The sequence below is a fragment of the Flavobacterium sp. LC2016-01 genome, assembly GCF_009711135.1.
GTDB lineage: Bacteria > Bacteroidota > Bacteroidia > Flavobacteriales > Flavobacteriaceae > Flavobacterium.
This window is the reverse complement of sequence record NZ_WMIC01000001.1, coordinates 848,266-868,204: the sequence shown is the minus strand read 5'-3', so window position 1 is coordinate 868,204 and position 19,939 is coordinate 848,266. Positions and strand designations below refer to the sequence as shown.

At 35.9% G+C, this 19,939-nt stretch carries 11 protein-coding genes; 8 read left to right on the top strand and 3 right to left on the bottom strand.

Going from position 1 to position 19,939, the window contains the following annotated elements; all coding sequences use genetic code 11:
• Window positions 1-58 precede the first annotated feature (58 nt).
• Together GKZ88_RS03855 and GKZ88_RS03850 are read right to left on the bottom strand one after the other, a co-directional pair.
• Window positions 59-1,582 (bottom strand): RagB/SusD family nutrient uptake outer membrane protein, encoded by a 1,524-nt coding sequence (locus GKZ88_RS03855; RefSeq protein ID WP_155101072.1) that lies wholly within the window; start codon window positions 1,580-1,582, stop codon window positions 59-61.
• A gap of 18 nt (window positions 1,583-1,600) precedes the next feature.
• Entirely contained in the window at window positions 1,601-4,609 is a 3,009-nt protein-coding gene (locus tag GKZ88_RS03850; protein WP_155101071.1) for a TonB-dependent receptor, read from the bottom strand.
• A gap of 390 nt (window positions 4,610-4,999) precedes the next feature.
• Here GKZ88_RS03850 and GKZ88_RS03845 point away from each other — a divergent pair, with 390 nt between their 5' ends.
• Together GKZ88_RS03845 and GKZ88_RS03840 are read left to right on the top strand one after the other, a co-directional pair.
• The gene (locus GKZ88_RS03845; RefSeq protein WP_155101070.1) at window positions 5,000-8,929 is read left to right on the top strand and encodes a hybrid sensor histidine kinase/response regulator transcription factor; all 3,930 of its coding nucleotides are present in this window, start codon (window positions 5,000-5,002) and stop codon (window positions 8,927-8,929) included.
• 199 nt (window positions 8,930-9,128) lie between these two features.
• Entirely contained in the window at window positions 9,129-10,409 is a 1,281-nt protein-coding gene (locus GKZ88_RS03840; protein WP_155101069.1) for an acetyl-CoA C-acetyltransferase, read from the top strand.
• 93 nt (window positions 10,410-10,502) lie between these two features.
• Here the strand turns inward: GKZ88_RS03840 and GKZ88_RS03835 are convergent, their stop codons facing one another.
• The gene (locus tag GKZ88_RS03835; RefSeq protein ID WP_155101068.1) at window positions 10,503-11,114 is read right to left on the bottom strand and encodes an FMN-dependent NADH-azoreductase; all 612 of its coding nucleotides are present in this window, start codon (window positions 11,112-11,114) and stop codon (window positions 10,503-10,505) included.
• A gap of 107 nt (window positions 11,115-11,221) precedes the next feature.
• Here GKZ88_RS03835 and GKZ88_RS03830 point away from each other — a divergent pair, with 107 nt between their 5' ends.
• The 6 genes from GKZ88_RS03830 (at window position 11,222) to GKZ88_RS03805 (ending at window position 19,797) form a co-directional block, all read left to right on the top strand.
• Window positions 11,222-11,593 (top strand): helix-turn-helix domain-containing protein, encoded by a 372-nt coding sequence (locus GKZ88_RS03830; protein WP_155101067.1) that lies wholly within the window; start codon window positions 11,222-11,224, stop codon window positions 11,591-11,593.
• Between the two features lie 76 nt (window positions 11,594-11,669).
• Window positions 11,670-14,591, top strand: a complete 2,922-nt coding sequence (locus tag GKZ88_RS03825) for a PQQ-dependent sugar dehydrogenase (protein ID WP_155101066.1) — start codon at window positions 11,670-11,672, stop codon at window positions 14,589-14,591.
• Window positions 14,592-14,801: 210 nt separating this feature from the next.
• Window positions 14,802-16,709, top strand: a complete 1,908-nt coding sequence (locus GKZ88_RS03820; RefSeq protein ID WP_155101065.1) for a fumarate reductase/succinate dehydrogenase flavoprotein subunit — start codon at window positions 14,802-14,804, stop codon at window positions 16,707-16,709.
• A 102-nt stretch (window positions 16,710-16,811) separates the two neighbouring features.
• A complete protein-coding gene (locus tag GKZ88_RS03815; protein ID WP_155101064.1) occupies window positions 16,812-17,558 on the top strand; it encodes a succinate dehydrogenase/fumarate reductase iron-sulfur subunit in 747 nt (248 codons plus the stop codon).
• Between the two features lie 106 nt (window positions 17,559-17,664).
• The gene (locus tag GKZ88_RS03810; protein ID WP_155101063.1) at window positions 17,665-19,128 is read left to right on the top strand and encodes a sulfatase; all 1,464 of its coding nucleotides are present in this window, start codon (window positions 17,665-17,667) and stop codon (window positions 19,126-19,128) included.
• A 234-nt stretch (window positions 19,129-19,362) separates the two neighbouring features.
• A complete protein-coding gene (locus GKZ88_RS03805) occupies window positions 19,363-19,797 on the top strand; it encodes a DUF1810 domain-containing protein (RefSeq protein WP_155101062.1) in 435 nt (144 codons plus the stop codon).
• Window positions 19,798-19,939 lie beyond the last annotated feature (142 nt).

The following is a 19,939-nucleotide window of genomic DNA, read 5'->3' as shown; positions in this document are numbered from 1 at the left end:
CGTTCTTTATGATAAGGGAATCAGACTTAAGGAATCTGATTCCCTCAAAAATTAATTTTTAATATCCTGAGTTTTGTTCAAGATTTGGATTATTATCTACATCTGTTTGTGGAATTGGCATTCTTTGATTTTTACCCACTTTGAAGTTTTTAAAATCGGAATCACGAAGCGCAATTTTATCAACAGAAGCTTGCGTATTCAAATCTCCCCAACGTTTTAAATCTTCCCAACGAACACTTTCTCCAGCTAATTCTAAAACTCTTTCCATTTTTAATCTTTCCAAGAACAAATCATGATTATTTCCAATTTCAGGATGTGCAACAGCTAGCGTGTTCATGTTAGCACGCGCTCTTACCATGTCAACATATTGATACGCCTGAGCTGTATTTCCTAATTCGTTCAAAACTTCGGCATAGCGCAACAAAATATCACCATAACGAACTAATCTGTAGTTTACTTGAGAATAATAGTCTTCATTATCTCTGTAATAATCACGGCTTCCTTTTCTGAACCAAGCTTCGTTATTGTTCCATTCCCAGTTTCTGTTGTAGGTTTTGTCTCCAAAATCAGCCAATAAATTAGGGTAGTATAAAGTCCATCTTAAACGGATATCAAGATTTCCATCTTTATTTTTTTCTTCCTTGAAAGCATTTACTAGCCAAAAACGAGCTTGTCCATCAGACCATCCAATTCCTCTTGGTGCAAAAAACTGACAACGGTTGCTAGAAACTGCAGCATTTTGATCTTCTCCAGTTCCTCCTTTTCTTTGATCTCCAAATTGGATTTCAAAAACAGATTCGCTGTTGTTTTCACGTAAATCTGTAAAATTGTCTCTGTAGTTTGCTTGTAAGCTGTATTTTGCTCCTGCACCAGAAATCAAATACTCTAAAGCTGTTTTTGCTTCAGCCCATTTGTGCTGTTGCATATACACTTTTGCTAGAAAAGCTTTTGCTGCACCTTTATCAGGTCTTCCAATATCTGCGCCTGACCAATCTCTTGGTAAATCGGCGTAAGCTTCATTCAAATCTTTTTCAACTTGGGCCCAAATTTCAGTTACCTTAACTTGCTTTGGCAAATCTGCTGGTGTAGATGGATCTAAAACCAACGGAATATCTTCCCAAATTACTGCTGCATAATAGTAATGCAAGGCTCTTAAAAATTTAGCCTGCGCTATAATTCTCTTTTTTGCATCTTCATTTTGGAATGTAATATTTGGAACATTTGCCAAAACTTGGTTACATCTAAAAATCGCTTTGTAAGTATCTCTCCATGTTACAGCATTTCCTTCCCAGAAATTATAATTGATGTAATTGAATCTTGTCCAATCTGCCAATTCTGTCCACGGACTTACACTATATCCTTCATCAGAAGTTAAATCTAAACGGAAGTAGATCCATCTCGCCCACAAACCATCTTTATAAAACATGGCATAAATAGAATTTACTCCGGCTTGTGCATCACTTTCAGTTTTCCAATATTGATCTACTGTAATATCATTCGGGCTATTTAGGTCAAGTTCTTTTTCGCATGAAGCAAAAATGAGACCTAGAAAAGCTACGGTTATTATTATTGATTTTTTCATTATGCTATTTTTTTAAAATTAAAAGCTAAATTCTACACCAAAAGAATATGTCTTAAGATTTGGGAAAGCCCCATTATCAACACCTCTTTCAAAAATATTACCGTTGGTAAACTCAGGATCCAATCCTTTGTATTTTGTAATAGTAATAATGTTTTGTGCCGAAATCGTTAATCTTGCTCTTGTAATACCAGAATTTTTCAAGACACTGCTTGGCAAATTATAGCCAAATCCGATGTATTTAAGTCTGATAAAATCACCGCTTTCTAAGAAACGATCACTGTCTCCTCTTGAGTTTAAAGTTGAACCTTTTGTGATTCTAGGAAAATCAGTATTTGGATTTTCAGGTGTCCAAGGCTGAATACCAGTTCTGTAGTTACTGTTATCGTCAAAACGATCTACAACACTTCTAAATCCGTCATAAACAGTTGCTCCGTGTGAAGCAATCCAGTTCATAGAAAAATCAAAACCTTTGTAGTCTGCTCCTGCATTGAATCCCATTTCAAATTCTGGCCATGGACTTCCAACAACAGCTTTATCTTCATTCGTAATTTGTCCGTCTCCGTTATTGTCTTTAAAACGAATATCTCCAGGAACTGCACCAGGCATAATTACTTTTCCGTCTGCCGTTTTGTAGTTATTAATTTCGTCTTGATTTTGGAACAAACCATCTGTTTGTAAAACATACCACATACCTACTGGCAAACCAGCTCTTGTAACTGTATTTCCAGAGAAGTTTTCGTTTTGTCCATTACCTAATGAAACCAATTTGTTATTCACTTTTGTAAAATTCACAGAAGCATTAAACGAGAATTCATTGATTTTTTTGCTATAAGCCAATTCCAATTCAAAACCTTTGTTTTCAACAGTTGCAGCATTAGAAATTGGATTTCCGCCATCATTTCCTGTCGTCAATAAAATTGGGAAACCAAATAATACATCTTCTGTACGAGCAATAAAATAATCTGCTGTAAGGCGCAAATCATTATTTAAAACGCCAAGATCTAATCCAAAATTCGATTGTTTTAATTTTTCCCAACGCAATTCTGAGTTTGATAATTTTACTTGCGTTGCAGATGGATATAACTTTTGTTCGTTACCCATTACAATCTGTCCAAAATTGTTTACGAAACTTTTGTATTCATAATTTCCAATATTTCCAGAACCTAATTCTCCGTAGCTCGCTCTTAATTTTAAATCTTTAATGAATTCTGATTTAAAGAAAGATTCATTGCTTATTCTCCATCCTGCCGAAAGTGAAGGGAAATTCCCCCATTTGTTAGCGTCGCTGAATCTTGATGATCCGTCACGTCTTAAAACAGCATTAAACAAATAACGATTATCATAATTATACTCTAACCTTCCTAAGTAAGAAGCTAAAGCCGCTTCATTAATAAAACCACCCACAACTGGCGAATCTCCTTGATTTAAAACTTCATAATATTCACCCGTTCCTGAATTCATTGGAAGATTTCGCTTTGTTCCATAAATTTGGTTGTAGTTGTCTTTTTGGTAAGTCTGCCCCACTAAAAATGTAATATCATGTTTACCGAATGCTTTTTTAAAAGTCAATGTATTTTCAAACAACAAAGTTTCTGATCTTCCTTTGTTTTGATCTGTATAGGATTGATCTATTGGCTGATTTAAAGACCAGTTTCCAATTTTTCTCATGAATTTATAAGAGTCGAAACTAGTTTCATATCCAAAATTGAAACGGTATTTCAACCAAGGCGCAAATTTTAATTCAGACCAAATATTTCCTCTAATTCTGAAATTCTCGTTCATTGTATTTGCAAAATCAGCTATCGCTAAAGGATTTGTTCCAAAAGTATCTGCCACACCTTGTTTTCCATAACCGTATCCACCTGGATTTGCAGCATCATACAACGGAATTGTTGGCGTCATTCTGTACACATCAATAATTGGGTTACCAGACATTTCATCTGTTTTAGAATTACTGATGGCCAAGTTTTCTCCAATACTGAAAATTCCTTTTGTGCCGCTTGAGTTTACACGGAAGGAAATCCTGTCGAAATCAGTTCCGATAACGGTACCTTCATTTCCAAAATAATTTGCTGACATAAAGAATGTTGAATTTTCATTTCCTCCAGAAAAACTTGCGTTATAATCCTGAATCATTCCGGTTTTGAAAACAGCATCCTGCCAGTCTGTATTAACAGCCATATTCAAGTTTTGTCTTGTAAATCCAGCATTGTCATACGCCATGTTGTTGTATTTTGCAAACTCTTCAGTTCCCATCAAATCATAGCGAGGCATAACCTGAAAGCTGGTTTTTGCAGAAACTTCAACCTGAAGCGGTCCTTTTTTACCTTTTTTTGTGGTAATGATGATTACACCATTTGCAGCGCGTGAACCATAAATCGCAGCAGCCGATGCATCTTTTAAAACCTGAATGCTTTCAATGTCATTCGGATTAAAATCTCTGTTTGCAGAGGTTACTAAACCGTCAATAACATAAAGCGGATTTGTATTTTGAAGATTCTTCAAACCACGAATCTCAACGCTGGCTTCCTGTCCAGGACGCCCGCCACCACGAACTTTTACTCCTGTAACTAAACCTTGAAGTCCGTCGGCAACTGTTGTAATTTGCCTTTTCTGAATTTCGTCTGGCTTAACCAGCGAAACTGCTCCAGTAAGATCTTTTTTCTGCTGTGAGCCATAACCCACAACAACTATCTCATCTAGTTTCATGGCATCTTCTTCCAGCTTTACATCGATAGAAGTTCTATTGTTGATCGCTACTTCTGTGGTTTTATAACCTTGGGAACTAAAAATTAATGTCTGATTTCCGCTCGCACTAATTTTATATGTTCCATCAAAATCGGTAACAGCACCATTTGTCGTGCCTTTAATTAAAACGTTTGCAAACGGAACTGGTTCTCCCGTAGCGGCCAAAACTTTACCACTAATTGTGATTTGCTGCTGCGCATACGTTTGCTGTAATAATAAACTAAAGAAAAACAAGAGGTAATATCTCTGCTTTAAAATTTGAGTGAACTTTGTTTTCATTGATTTTTCATTTTAGATAGTTTTCATTTTTTGGTTGGTTTTACAATAAATTAGTTAGTTTTCTAATCATCTCTGATTCGAGCAAAACAATTATTGATTTTGCTCATTGACAATAATGTGTTCATTTGGTTTCAAAATTGTGATTGATTCTGTTTTTCAAATATTTTTTTATTGATACTATATTTTTTCAGCCTAAAAATTATCAATATGGTTTATTTGAAAATTCAAAGTAGATGATTTTAATTCAAAATAAAATGCTTCATTTGTGTCAATATCTCTCTCAAATGATTCAAATTGTATAAAAATGATCTTTAAAACATAGGCTTGCAACATTTGGTAGAATATTGAGACGATTTGAAGAAATTTATTTTTTTATAAAAACACACAGCAATGCGTAAATTCTTTCTTTTTACATTTTTATTTCTTTTTTCTGGAAATTTTATTCAGGCTCAGGAATATTATTTCAAACATTTTCAGGTTGAAGAAGGACTTTCTAACAACACCGTTATCACTTCAACTCAAGATGAAGATGGCTTTATGTGGTTTGGAACAAAAGATGGACTGAATAGATTTGATGGTTATCGTTTTAAAACCTACAGAAGCCAGTCTGACCCAATTAACAGCCTCGGAAGCAACTATATACAGTCAATTCATGCTTTTAACGGAATTATTTGGGTAGGAACTGATAAAGGTTTGTACCAATACAATAAAAAAACAGATCAATTTACCGTATTGAACGAAGCCATAAACGACAGAATCAACGATATTAATCATGATAAAAAAGGCAATATTTGGTTTGTTTCTGGAAATATTCTTTACAAATATTCACCTTCAAAAAAAGAAACCAAAACTTTTAATCCAAATAAATATTTTGTTACAACCTCGATCTCACGAGATGAAAACGGCGAAATTTGGGCTTCTTCCTTAAATAAATTATATCATTATTCTGAGGAAAATCTTTCGTTTGAAAGTATGAATATCAATCCGCCGGCAAATAAAGTCAATTTTAGGATTACAGTTGTTTATGCATTAAATAAAAACAACATTCTCATTGGCACACAGGATCATGGCGTTTTGGTTTATAATATTAAGGACAAAACAACATCAGTTTTAGAGTTTTCAGGTAAAGAACCCGTTTTTGTGCGCCAATTTAAAAAGCGAGGAAACAACGAAATCTGGATTGCCAGCGAATCTGGCGTTTATGTTTACAATTTGAAAACAAAAACAAGCATCAATCTGAAAAAAAATTACAATGATCCGTATGCGATTTCAGACAACGCAGCCTACTCGATTACGATTGATAAAGAAAACGGAATCTGGATTGGAACTTATTTTGGTGGAATTAATTACCATCAAAAACAATACACACAGTTTAAAAAGTATTTCCCTCAGAAAAATCAGAATTCCATCAGCGGAAGCGCCGTCCGAGAAATTCATAAAGATGATCACGGCGATTTATGGATTGGAACTGAGGATGCTGGAGTTAATCGTTTCAATCCTAAAACACAGCAATTTACTTCTTATCCTGTTTCGTATTACAATATTCACGCTTTAATGCCCAGAAAAGACAAAATTTGGGTAGGAACTTTTGAGCATGGTTTAGATGTTTTGGATCGAAATTCTGGCAATGTTATAAAACATTACAGCGCCAATAATCCCGCTTCTGGACTGCACAGCAATTTTATTTTTTCTTTTTATGAAACCAAAAAAAACGAACTGATTGTCATTACCACAATGGGAATATATCGTTATGATGAACTTAAAGATACTTTTGATATTCTGAAAAATTTCCCTGAAACTACGCATTATACAACTTATAAAGAAGATCATGATGGAAATTGCTGGGCGGGAAGTTATCGTGATGGTCTTTTTTATTACAACCCGAAAACTCGAAAAAAGGAAGTTTTCACTTATGATTATAAAAATCCAAACGGAATCAGCAATAACTCCATAAACTATATTTTTGAAGACAGCTCAAAAAACCTATGGTTTGCAACTGAAAACGGCCTGAATCTATTTGATAAAAAGAGTCGAACTTTCAAGAAATTCACAACCAAAAACGGATTCCCGAGTAATGTTGTTTATTCTATTTTAGAAGATAAAAGCAGAAATTTATGGCTTACGACTTCAAAAGGTCTGGTAAAATTTGGTCCAGATCATAAAAGCATTAAAATTTACACCACAGCAAACGGATTACTGAGCGATCAGTTTAATTATGCGTCGGCTTTTATGGATACAAATGGCGATATGTATTTTGGAAATTTAAACGGAATGATCAGTTTCAACCCGAAAAACTTTACCAAAAACAAATACACGCCTTCTATCTTTATTACCAATCTGCAAATCAATAATAAAGATATCGATGCCAATGAAAATGATTCGCCAATAAAACAATCTATTTCGCATTTAGACGAATTGGAATTGAATAACGATCAATCGTCATTTAATTTGGAATTCGCGTCTTTAAATTACACCGCACCAGAACTTACCGAATATTGGTACAAGCTGGAAAACGTCAATAATGACTGGGTTTATTTGGAACGAAACAACAAAGTTTTCTTTACAGAATTGGCGCCTGGCGATTATATTTTTAAAGTGAAATCGCTCAACAGTTTTGGTGTTTGGAGCAAAGAAGTAGAATTAAAAATCAGGATTTTGCCTCCATTTTGGGCGAGTTCTTATGCGTATTTTTTCTATTTTCTACTAATTTGCGGTTCGTTTTACTACATCATTCGTTATTCTCAAAACTTGACGCAGATTAAGCATAACCGAAAAATAAAACATCTGAACGACGAAAAAGAAAAAGAAATCTATCAGGCTAAAATTGATTTTTTTACCAATGTTGCACATGAAATCAGAACGCCTTTAACGTTGATTAAAGGACCTTTAGAAAAACTGCTGATCATGGAACATCAATCGCCGGAAGTTCCTCAAAATCTTTCTATAATGAAGAAAAATACGTCGCGTTTATTAAAATTGGTAAACGAATTACTCGATTTTAGAAAATCTGAAATTGGCGGATTGAAACTCACTTTTGTAGAAGCAAATATTTCATCAATTATAAGAAATCTGCATTTAAGATTTACGCCATTGATTGAAGAACGCGGTATTGATTTTGAACTGGAGTTAGGCGAAAAAGACATTTTTGCATTTGTTGATAAGGAAGCTTTCAAGAAAATATTAAGCAATTTGATTAGTAATGCGATCAAATACTCAAAAGACAAGGTTTCGATTTCACTTTTCAGAGATGACAAAAAACTGATCTTAATTGTCAAAAATGATGGAAATTTGATTCCGTTTCAGCTGAAAGACAAGATTTTTGAGCCATTTTTCAGAGTGGATAATATGGATACTACATCGGGAACCGGAATTGGGCTTTCGCTTGCACATTCGCTTGCACAGCTTCATAACGGAAATCTGCAATTAATTTCTGATCCTAAATTAAACATTTTCGAACTTGCTGTTCCATTGCATCAGGAAGAAGAATTTATGCTTTATGCTGATTCTGAAAAAGAAACGAGCGAATCAGAATTAGAAAAAACAGAACTGGAAACAAAACTAGAGAAACCTCAAATTTTAATTGTTGAAGATAATCTGGACCTTTTAAATTTTATTACTTCAGAACTCGCTTCTACATACACAATTTTAAAAGCCGAAGATGGAGAAAAGGCGCTGAAAATAATTCATAATCAAAACATTCAGCTTGTGATAAGCGATGTTTCGATGCCAAATATGGACGGAATTACGATGTGCAAAGAGATTAAAACGAATCTGGAAACAAGTCATATTCCGGTTATTTTATTAACTGCAAAAAACTCTTTAAAATCGCAGATTGATGGTCTAGAAGTTGGTGCAGATGCTTATGTAGCAAAACCTTTTTCGATGGATTATTTAAAAGTTCAAGCCAATAATCTAATCGAAAACAGAAAACAGATTATGAATTATTATGCGAGTTCACCTCTTTCTCATATCAAGAGCATCGCACACAACAAAACAGACGAAAAATTCCTCAAAAAACTAGACGATGAAATCCTTAAAAACATTACAGATCCCGATTTAAGCGTAGAATCGCTGGCCGAAATCATGAACATGAGCCGTTCTACTTTGTATCGAAAAATCAAAGACTTATCTAATTTGAGTCCGAATGAATTGATTAATCTTGTTCGTCTAAAACGCGCCGCAGAATTGCTTTTAAATGAGAATTACAAAATGTATGAAATTGCTGAAATGGTGGGTTATAAATCACAGACAAGCTTTGGAAGAAACTTTCAAAAGCATTTTTCAATGTCGCCTTCGGATTATATTTCGATGAATAAATAGAATTTGATAATGTGGCAATTAGAGAATTAGATAATTTATGATTTTTATACTTTTCTAATTGACACATTTTCTGATTAACACATTTTCTGATTAACACATTTTCTGATTGATACATTTTCTAATTGACACATTTTCTAATTATCTAATTATCACATTTTCTCCTTATCTTTAATCTGGAAAACTGAAACAAAATCCAGATATGAACAATACCACAACGATTAGAAAAGTTGCCATTGTTGGCTATAACCGAATTCCGTTTGCACGTGCAAATACAGCGTATTCAAATGTTGGGAATCAAGAAATGATGACAGCTGCCTTAAACGGACTTATAGACAAATACAATTTAAAAGGAAAATTACTGGGCGAAGTAGGCGGCGGCGCGGTAATTAAACATTCTTATGATATGAATTTGATCAGAGAATGCGTTATGAAAACGTCTTTAGATCCTGCAACTCCTGCCTGCGACTTACAGCAAGCCTGCGACACCGGAATTGAAAGTGCTGTTTATATTGCCAATAAAATTGCCCTCGGCCAGATTGATTCTGGAATTGCTGGTGGTGTAGATTCCATCAGTGATATTCCGATGGCATTCAGCGAAAAACTTCGAAAAATTCTATTGGAAGCACGACAAGCAAAATCGTTTGGCGGAAAAATTAAATCTTTTTTGAAAATTCGTCCGAAAGATTTATCACCATTAGTTCCTCGAAACGAAGAATCACAAACTGGACTTTCGATGGGCGGACATACTGAAATTACTGCAAAATATTATAAAATACCCCGAGAAGATCAAGACCAATTAGCGCTTAAAAGTCATTTAAAGATGGCAAAAGCCTATGAAGAAGGTTTCTTTGATGATATGATTACACCTTTTAACGGACTTGAAAAAGACAATAATTTAAGAAAAGACAGTTCGATTGAAAAATTAGCCAAACTAAATCCCGCATTTGACAAAGCAAACGGAACGCTGACTGCAGGAAATTCAACACCGCTTACTGACGGTGCGTCCTGTATTCTTTTGGCAAGTGAGGAATGGGCAAAAGAACAAGGGTTGCCAATTTTGGCTTATATCACATTTGCCGAGATTGCTGCAATTGAATACGTCAAAAACCAGCACAATCTTTTATTGGCGCCTTTATTTGCTGCATCTCGAATGCTCGAAAAAGCCAATTTAAATTTACAAGATTTTGATTATTATGAAATTCATGAAGCTTTTGCTGCACAAGTTTTGGCTACTTTAAAAATTTGGGAAAGCCCAGAATTGAGCGCCGAAATAGGATTGAAAAAACCTCTTGGTGCGATCGACAGAGAAAAACTGAATGTAAAAGGAAGCAGTCTTGCTGCAGCGCATCCTTTTGCTGCAACGGGTGGCCGAATCATTGGCGTAATGGCGAAACTTTTAAATGAAAAAGGTTCGGGAAGAGGCTTTGTTTCAATTTGTGCCGCTGGTGGACAAGGCGTTACAATGATTATTGAGAAATAATATTTAAAATATTCTTGAGTTTCACTATAAAAATCTGCTAAATCTGCGGGACTAATTTTTTCACGCAGATTTGGCAGATTTTTTTTGATTTTCTTAAAAAGCAAATTCTTCTACAGAAGATAAGGCTTTAGGCAATGCATTTGCAGCAAAATCAGGAATTGCAGTTCCTTCAACGCGGAAAGTAGTGATATCAGTTATTCCTAAAAAACCAAATACGGTTCGCAAATACGATTCTGAAAAATCATAACTTTTATAAGGTCCTTCTGAAAATATCGCACCAGATGCAATTGATAAAAAGACTTTCTTATCTGTCAATAATCCTTTTGGACCACTCTCACTGTAACTAAAGGTCTTCCCTGCTCTAGCAATTTGGTCAATCCATCCTTTTAAAACTGCTGGAATTCCGAAATTGTATAAGGGCACACCAATCACAATCACATCCGATTCCATCAAAGTTTTTATCGCTTCATCAGAATATTTAAGTGCTTCAGCCTGCTCAGGCGTGTGGCTTTCTGCAGGTGCATAAACAGCACTTATATGCGAATTTGTCAAATATGGAAGCGGGGTTTTAGAAAGATCCAGTGTCTGTACTTCAGTTTCAGGATTTGATGCAGTTAATTTTTCAATAACAGCTTTAGATAATTGATTACTAAACGAAGTATCTCCGTTGGTACTAGTAATTATGCGTAGAATTTTTTGGCTCATAATTTATATTGTTTGTTTTACAATACAAACTTATCTACATTTACTATCTCTTTTATAGTACTATCCTCGAGGATAGCGCTATCATTGAGGATAGTAAAGCAATATGTATGAAAACAAAAAACGAAATTAAAAAAGAAATGGGCTGTGAACCAGAAGCCTGTCTGGCTGCATTGCTACCTGTGAGAGATGCTTTAGAAGTTTTAAGTGGCAGATGGAAGCTGCCAATTTTAATTGCATTATCAAACAGGCCAAAACGATTCAAAGAGATTTCTAAAGATATAAACGGAATTACAGACAAAATGCTTTCTAAAGAACTGAAAGATCTGGAAATGAACAAACTGGTTACCAGAACGGTTTATGATACTTTTCCTCCTACCGTTGAATATGCAAGAACTGAACATAGCCATACTTTGTATAATGTTATTGGAGCTCTAAACGAATGGGGAACTTTGCACCGAAAAGAAATTATTGGCAAATAAGTAATTGTTAGATAAGTAATTAAGAGGAAAAAGATTAAATTTGGTTACCCAAATTTATTAATCCTATTAAATACTTATGAAAAAAAACTTACAGGTCCAAATTAAAAAAAGGCGACAATTACTGCATTTATTTTGTGTTTTCATTTTATTGATAACCTCAAAATCCTACAGTCAGTACATTACACAAAATCTTGCTCCTACAGCAGTTATCAAAGAAGGACTTTCGCTGGAACAATCTTTTGACGGAAGAATTTTTATAGCAGAAAGAGGCGGTATTGTAAAAGTTTTTCAGAACAATGCTGTTGCTACCGTTTTTACTGTAAATACCGTTACAGACAATGAACAAGGTCTACTTGGTTTGACTTTGCATCCAGATTTCGCCACAAACGGTTATATTTATGTTTTCTATTCAATCAACGACGGAACGGTAATCAGACATCGTATTGAAAGAATTAAAATCGATAATGCCAATCAGGTAGTCAACAGACAGGAAATTTTACTTTTAGAACCTATTGGCGGTGGTTTTCATAACGGAGGTGATTTAAAATTCTTTAACGGTTTTCTTTATGTAACTGTTGGTGACAGCCAGCAAAATACCAATTCTCAGGATTTGGACACATACAAAGGAAAAATCCTCAGACTTACAGAAAATGGACTGCCTGCACCAGGAAATCCATTTTATGGAAGCGGTTCTTTACAAAGACAAAGCATCTGGGTATATGGTTTTAGAAATCCATGGAGACTGGTTCCGAACATAAAAGCCAATAAATTATTTGTTTTGGACGTGGGAACTTCTTGGGAAGAAATAAACGAAATCAGCAATCCGGCCATTCGTAATTATGCCTGGGGACATCCACAAGGAGGTGACGGAAAACAGACAGAAACCAATTTATTTACCAATCCGATATTTACCTACGGAACAGGAACTATTGGCAATGCGTTGACCAATGGTGTATTATATAATCCGGATACGCCACGCTATCCTAATCTTGAGGGCAAATTTATTATCAAGGATTTTGTTCGAAATGCCATACGCTCTTTTGACCCAAATATTGCTGATCCCGTTTCTACTGAATTTTATTCGGCTCCACAACAGCAGGCTCTCGGAATGATGCTGGGAAATGACGGCTATATTTATTATTGCGCATACGGAAACAATGGTGCGCTTATTAAACTTGATTACATTGCAACTGCTGCTCCTACTATTGTAAATCATCCACTTTCTCAATCCATAATGGAAACAAAACCTGTAACATTTACAGTTTCGGCCAGTGGTGTTGGACTTACTTATCAATGGCAGTATAACAATGCGAATATTAACGGTGCAACTGCCGCTAGTTATACAATTCCAAATGTGACCGCTGCAAATGCAGGAAATTATCGAGTTGTTGTGACAAATACAGCCGGAAATGTAACCAGCAATAATGCAGTTTTGACAGTAACACCTTTTACGAATGCACCAACAGTTTCTATAGTTTCTCCTTTGCCTTCTTTAAAATGGAATGCAGAAGATATTGTCTATTTTGAAGCAACGGCATCAGATATTGAAGACGGCACATTACCTGCAAGTGCTTTTTCATGGAGTATGGATCTTTTTCACGAAGATATTCCGGGAGCCGGACATTCGCACCCCGGCGCAAGTCCTCAAGGCGTAAAATCAGGAAATTTTACAGCATCAAATCAAGGCGAAAAAACACCAAATGTATGGTATCGTTTTACGGTAAAAGTAACAGATAGCAATGGTTTAACAGCTACTGCTTTTGTTGATATCAAACCTAATCTGGTTGATGTTACAGCAGCAGCTTCGCCTGTACCGCTTAATTTAGAATTTAATCAAAAAACAGTTACAGCGCCTTCAACAAAACAAGTTGTAGCAAACGCGGCTTTACAGACTTTAAATGCACCAACTCCGCAATATGTTGGAAATATCCGTTATGACTTTGATCACTGGAGCCAGGGCGGAACAGCCAATCAAACTTTTAAAGCTCCAGCAACAGGGACAATAACTTATACAGCTTCTTATACAGCAACTACGCTTCAAAATGCACCTTATCAGGGATTAGTGGCTCAGATTCCTGGAATTATTGAAGCCGAAAATTATGATGTCGGTCCAAGTGCTTTTCTGGATAAAAATGGCGGTGGAGATACTGCATACAGAGCTGGCGACGGCGTTGGAACAGAAGTTTGTAATGAAGGCGGATTTAATCTGTCTTACGTCGCAAAAGATGAATGGCTGAAATATACCGCAAAAGTAAACACTACCGGAACTTATACTATTAATTTAAGAATCTCAACACCTTACAATACCCGAAAATTACATTTGGAAGTTGATGGTACAAATGTAACGGGTGTTGTGAACATTCCAAATACGGGAGGTTTTCAGGCTTGGCAGACTGTCGCTATTCCAAATATTACGTTAACGCAGGGCAATCACGTTATTACTTTGTATTTTGATGAAAACGACATCAACTTCAATAAAATGGAATTTATTCTCACAGCAGGCACTGCAGCTCCTATTGCAGATTTTGAGTTTACGCCTCAAATGGGCTGTACAAATACTGCTGTCACTTTTACTTCTGTTTCTGTTGGTACTGTAGATACTTATACATGGAATTTTGGCGTAAATGCACAGCCTGCGACAGCAACAGGAGCTGGTCCGCATGCTGTTATTTACAGTACAGAAGGTGATAAAGAAGTTTCTTTGACTGTAACTAATTCTGGCGGAAGCAATACTAAAGATATTTCTTACATGGTTCATGATTGCCATCTTGGTGTAGAAAATCCGGATGAAGCATCCAATAAAATCATCGTTTTTCCAAATCCGTCTAAAGGAATTTTCCATTTATCTAAAGAAGTAGAATGGACGGTATTTTCTCCTTTGGGAACCAAAATCAAACAAGGCAAAGGAAATCTGATTTCGATCTATGAACATGCTGCAGGAGTTTATTTCATCAAAACAAATGAAACCGGCAAAGCGATACCAATCAGCAAGCAATAAATTTTAGAAAACAATTATAAACCCGCATAACCAAAAAAAAGAATGGTTTTGCGGGTTTCATTTTTTGTTCCAATCATAAAAAACACTTTATAAAATGAAGTTTAAATTTTGACAAATTATTCGTAATTAAATAATTTATAGTAAATTAGAGTGCCCTTACAATTTCGATTTCTTAAAATTTGTCTCAACTATTTTAAACAGCTGAAAAGAATGGAATCAAAAATACCCCAAGGACCGCTTGCCGAAAAATGGAACAATTATAAAGCCAAAGCCAAACTGGTAAATCCGGCGAACCGAAAAAAACTTACCGTTATTGTTGTAGGAACTGGACTTGCAGGCGCTTCATGTGCAGCTTCTTTGGCAGAACAAGGCTATAATATAAAATCTTTCTGTTTTCAGGATTCGGCTCGAAGAGCACATTCCGTTGCGGCACAAGGCGGTGTTAATGCTGCTAAAAACTACAAAAATGACGGCGACAGCACTTTCAGAATGTTTTATGATACCATAAAAGGCGGTGATTTTAGATCTCGAGAGGCAAATGTGTATCGCTTAGCCGAATGCTCCGCCGCTTTAATAGATCATGCAGTAGCACAAGGTGTTCCTTTTGCCAGAGAATATGCGGGATATTTAAACAACAGATCTTTTGGCGGTGTTCAGGTTTCGCGCACTTTCTACGCTCGCGGACAAACTGGACAACAGCTTTTGCTTGGCGCTTATCAAGGTTTGCTGCGACAAGTTTCATTAGGAAAAGTAGATTTACACACACGTCATGAAATGCTTGAATTAGTAGTGATTGACGGAAAAGCAAAAGGAATTATTGCCCGAAATCTTGAAACCGGAGCCTTAGAACGCCACAATGCAGATGCAGTTGTTTTAGCTTCTGGAGGGTATGGAAAAGTATATTATCTGTCCACATTGGCAATGGGCTGTAATAGTTCGGCTATTTGGAGGGCGCATAAAAAGGGTGCTTACATGGCTGGAGTAAGCTGGATTCAGTTTCACCCTACTTCCCTGCCACAACATGGTGAAAACCAGTCTAAATTGACCTTAATGTCAGAATCACTGCGAAATGATGGCCGAATCTGGGTTCCAAAAAAAGCCGCTGACAGCAGAAATCCAAATACAATTCCAGAAGAAGAACGTGATTATTATTTGGAACGAAAATATCCTTCTTTTGGAAATCTTGCCCCCAGAGACATTTCTTCAAGAGCTGCAAAAGAGCAAATCGATGCCGGACATGGCGTCGGACCAATGAAAAATGCCATTTATCTTGATTTTTCTGATGCAATAAAATCACAAGGAAAAGATAAAATTGAAACTAAATACAGTAACCTTTTTGCGATGTATGAAAAAATTACTGGCATCAATGCTTATAAAGAACCTATGCTGATTTCGCCTTCTGCGCATTTTACTATGGGAGGACTTTGGGTTGATTATGAATTAATGACTACAATTCCAGGTTTATTCGCGCTCGGAGAAGCTAATTTCTCTGACCATGGCGCCAATCGTCTTGGTGCTAATTCGCTTCTTCAGGCTTGTGTAGACGGCTATTTTATAGCACCCTATACAATTCCGAATTATTTGTCCGGCGAATTGAATTCAGCCAAAATTGACATCAATCATCCCGCTTTTGAAGAAGCCGAAAATGCCGTTAGAGCGCAATTAGATAAATTTTTAAGCAATAAAGGAACTTTAAGCGCCGATTATTTTCATAAAACAATTGGCCGTCTTCTTTATGAAAAATGTGGACTTTCGAGAAGCAAAAAAAGTTTGGAAGAAGCTATTGAAGGCATCAAAGATTTAAAGAAATCTTTTGAAAACGATCTATTAATTACAGGCGATGATACCTTAAACAGCGAGTTAGAAAAAGCCGGACGAATTGCTGATTATCTTGAATTAGCCGAATTAATGTGCCATGATGCCCTGCAGCGCGAAGAATCCTGCGGTGCTCATTTTAGAGAAGAATACCAGACTGCTGATGGTGAAGCCGTTCGGAATGATGCCGATTTTTGTTACGTATCTGCTTGGGAATGGCAAGGAAAAGAAAAACCTCAAAAATTACATAAAGAACCGCTTGTTTTTGAAGCAGTTGAACTTACAGTTAGAAGTTATAAATAATTGTTGATTGTTAATTGTAAATTATTAATTAACAATCCATCAGACTCAATTTTACAACTTGCAAGCAATTCATAATTAACAATTTATAATTAATAATTAGCTATGAAACTATTTCTAAAAATATGGCGTCAGTTTGATACCTCTTCTAAAGGAGAAATTAAAGATTATGAAATAGACGGCGTATCTGAACATATGTCTTTTCTTGAAATGCTCGATCTCTTAAACGAATCTTTGATTCAGAAAAAAGAACGCGTAATTGAGTTTGATCACGACTGTAGAGAAGGAATCTGTGGTCAATGCGGCGTCATGATAAACGGAAGAGCGCACGGTCCTTTGAAAAATACTACAACCTGCCAGCTTCATATGCGAAGCTTTAAAGACGGCGAAACCATTTATATTGAACCTTTTAGAGCCAAAGCGTTTCCGGTTCTTAGAGATTTGAAAATTGACCGCTCTGCTTTTGATTCGATTATTGAATCAGGCGGATTTATTGGCGCAGCAACCGGTCAAGCGCCTGAAGCCAACAGTATTCCCATTTCATATGAAACTGCCGAAGCCTCTTTTGACGCTGCCGCCTGTATTGGCTGCGGTGCCTGCGTGGCGACTTGTAAAAATGCCAGTGCAGCTTTGTTTGTGGGTGCCAAAATAACCCATTTAGCTTTGCTTCCACAAGGAAAAATAGAAGCTTCAAAAAGGGTTTTAACGATGGTACAGCAAATGGATGCGGAAGGTTTTGGAAATTGTTCGGACACAAGAGCCTGCGAAGTCGAATGTCCGCAGAGCATTTCGGTACTTTCTATCGCAAAAATGAACTATGAATACACGAAGGCGCTGCTTTTAAAGAAATAACAATTTTCTGTTTATTTACCATAAAAGAGTTTTCTCAAGCAGAATAGTTTCCATTTTTGCGAATTATATTTGTATACCACTATCCAAAATAATTACCGCGTAAATTATGAGAAAAAGTATAACCTTGCTTTTGTTATTCCTGTCCTTTTTTAATTGCAAAATAACCGCTCAAAATAAAAAACAAGATTCAAAACCCAATATCGTAATCATCAATATGGATGATATGGGATATGGAGATACCGAACCTTATGGAATGACCGGAATTCCAACGCCACATTTTAACCAGATTGCTCAGGAAGGAATGCGATTTACAAATTTTAATGCAGGTCAAGCCATTTGTACTGCATCAAGAGCGGCTTTATTGACAGGCTGTTATCCTAACCGAATTGGGATGTCTGGTGTATTGCTTCCCGGAATGAAACACGCTCTTAATCCGAAAGAAGAAACCATTGCTTCAATGCTTAAAAAAGTGGGCTACAAAACGGCTAATTACGGAAAATGGCATTTAGGAAATGAAATGCCATATTGGCCAACAAATTATGGTTTTGACGAGTTTTATGGAATTCCATATTCGCATGATGTCTGGCCAATTGATTATGACGGTTATTCATTGGTTACAGATCCGAAAGATATGCGTTCGAGCTTTCCTCCTCTTCCAATGATCAGTAATACTACTGTAATTGATACGATCAAAAATATTAAAGAAGCTTCAAAATTAACCACTTTATTTACAGAAAAAGCCGTTGGTTTTATCAAAAAGAATAAAAAGAATCCGTTCTTTTTATACCTGACGCATCCTTTGCCTCATGCGCCTTTAGCTGTTTCAGATAAGTTTAAAGGAAAAAGTGATTTAGGCCTTTTTGGCGATGTTATAATGGAAATTGATTGGTCCATTGGAGAAATTTTAAAAACATTAGAAAATGAAGATCTTTCTAAAAATACGGTTCTTATTGTAACCAGTGATAATGGTCCTTGGCTTGTTTTTGGCGACAATGCCGGTTCTTCGGGAGGTTTCAGAGAAGGAAAATCAACTACTTGGGAAGGCGGTACAAGAGTTCCATTTTTAATTCGCTGGCCTGGAAAAATTGAAGGCGGAATGGTAAATAGTTCGCTTTTTACAAATATGGATCTTTTGCCTACTATTGCTGCAATTACAGGAGCTTCATTGCCAGAAAACAAAATTGATGGTCTAAATTTTCTTCCGCTCTTAACTGGAAAAACGGATAAAGGCCCGAGAGATACTTTTTATTATTATTTTGGAATTGGAAGCAATAATCTGGAAGCCATTCGGTATAAACATTGGAAACTTGTTTTTCCGCATAAAGGAACCACTTATAATAAAAATCTACCCGGAAAAGACGGTTTAAGAGGCAAAGGTGCAACAGCTGAAGTTCCAATGGCACTATACGATTTAGCGCATGATCCAGGTGAAGCCCGCGATGTACAGGAATTATATCCGGAAATTGTCCAGCAAATTCAAAAAATAGCTGAGACGGCACGAGAAGATCTTGGTGATGATTTAACTAATAAAGTTGGAAAGAATATCAGAAAACCAGCGATTATTGATTGAGATTTTATTTGGAAAAGAAACGATTAAGCATATTGTTTGTCATTTCGACAAAATAAAATCCTTAGTTTTCTCTATTTCCTCTTTTTGAAGCCAAATTTTTACAGTTCTTACATAAAGATTTTAGTTTGCAAAAAATCTAACAAAATAGCTGTAAAAAAACGACTTCAGCGTGTACAACTAAACATATTTTGAGTAGTTTTATGACCTGATTCCCCAAATCAAAATCAGTAAATAATGGCCTACAATACAAATGAACTAATGCGTTTTTTAGACGCACAAAATAAGCTTTATCTGTCAGCGCTGTCTGAAATTAAAAAAGGTAAAAAAGAGTCTCCATGGATGTGGTTTGTTTTTCCACAGATAAAAGGATCAGGATCTTGTGATACTTCAAAATTCTATGAAATTAAGAATGCCGATGAAGCAATCGCATTTTTAGAACATCCAATTCTCGGAAAACATCTCATTGAAATCACTTCAGAATTAATCAAAAACGAAGAAAAAACGGCAGAAGAAATATTTGGGAATCCAGATGACGAAAAGCTGCAGTCGTGCCTGACTTTATTTGCGAGTATTCAGAACAGCGAACCTGTATTTCAGGAAGCACTTCATAAATATTTTGACGGGTCGTCCGACTTTCATACCCTGCAATTGTTGTATAGTAACTTATAGTTTTTTTAACCGCAAAGGACGCAAAGATTTTATTTTATGCAAGCTTAATATAAACGCAAAGTTCGCAAAGCTTTATTAAAACTTTGCGAACCTTGCGTAAACCTTTGCGGTTAAAAAAAAAACAAGTACCCAAAAGCCTGTT

Excerpts from the sequence above, each read along its gene's own strand:
- GKZ88_RS03815 (WP_155101064.1), top strand. The coding sequence starts at position 16,812 with ATGAAACTATTTCTAAAAATATGGCGTCAGTTTGATACCTCTTCTAAA.
- GKZ88_RS03810 (WP_155101063.1), top strand. The coding sequence starts at position 17,665 with ATGAGAAAAAGTATAACCTTGCTTTTGTTATTCCTGTCCTTTTTTAAT.
- GKZ88_RS03850 (WP_155101071.1), bottom strand. The coding sequence starts at position 4,609 with ATGAAAACAAAGTTCACTCAAATTTTAAAGCAGAGATATTACCTCTTG.
- GKZ88_RS03835 (WP_155101068.1), bottom strand. The coding sequence starts at position 11,114 with ATGAGCCAAAAAATTCTACGCATAATTACTAGTACCAACGGAGATACT.
- GKZ88_RS03820 (WP_155101065.1), top strand. The coding sequence starts at position 14,802 with ATGGAATCAAAAATACCCCAAGGACCGCTTGCCGAAAAATGGAACAAT.
- GKZ88_RS03855 (WP_155101072.1), bottom strand. The coding sequence starts at position 1,582 with ATGAAAAAATCAATAATAATAACCGTAGCTTTTCTAGGTCTCATTTTT.
- GKZ88_RS03845 (WP_155101070.1), top strand. The coding sequence starts at position 5,000 with ATGCGTAAATTCTTTCTTTTTACATTTTTATTTCTTTTTTCTGGAAAT.
- GKZ88_RS03840 (WP_155101069.1), top strand. The coding sequence starts at position 9,129 with ATGAACAATACCACAACGATTAGAAAAGTTGCCATTGTTGGCTATAAC.
- GKZ88_RS03805 (WP_155101062.1), top strand. The coding sequence starts at position 19,363 with ATGGCCTACAATACAAATGAACTAATGCGTTTTTTAGACGCACAAAAT.
- GKZ88_RS03830 (WP_155101067.1), top strand. The coding sequence starts at position 11,222 with ATGAAAACAAAAAACGAAATTAAAAAAGAAATGGGCTGTGAACCAGAA.
- GKZ88_RS03825 (WP_155101066.1), top strand. The coding sequence starts at position 11,670 with ATGAAAAAAAACTTACAGGTCCAAATTAAAAAAAGGCGACAATTACTG.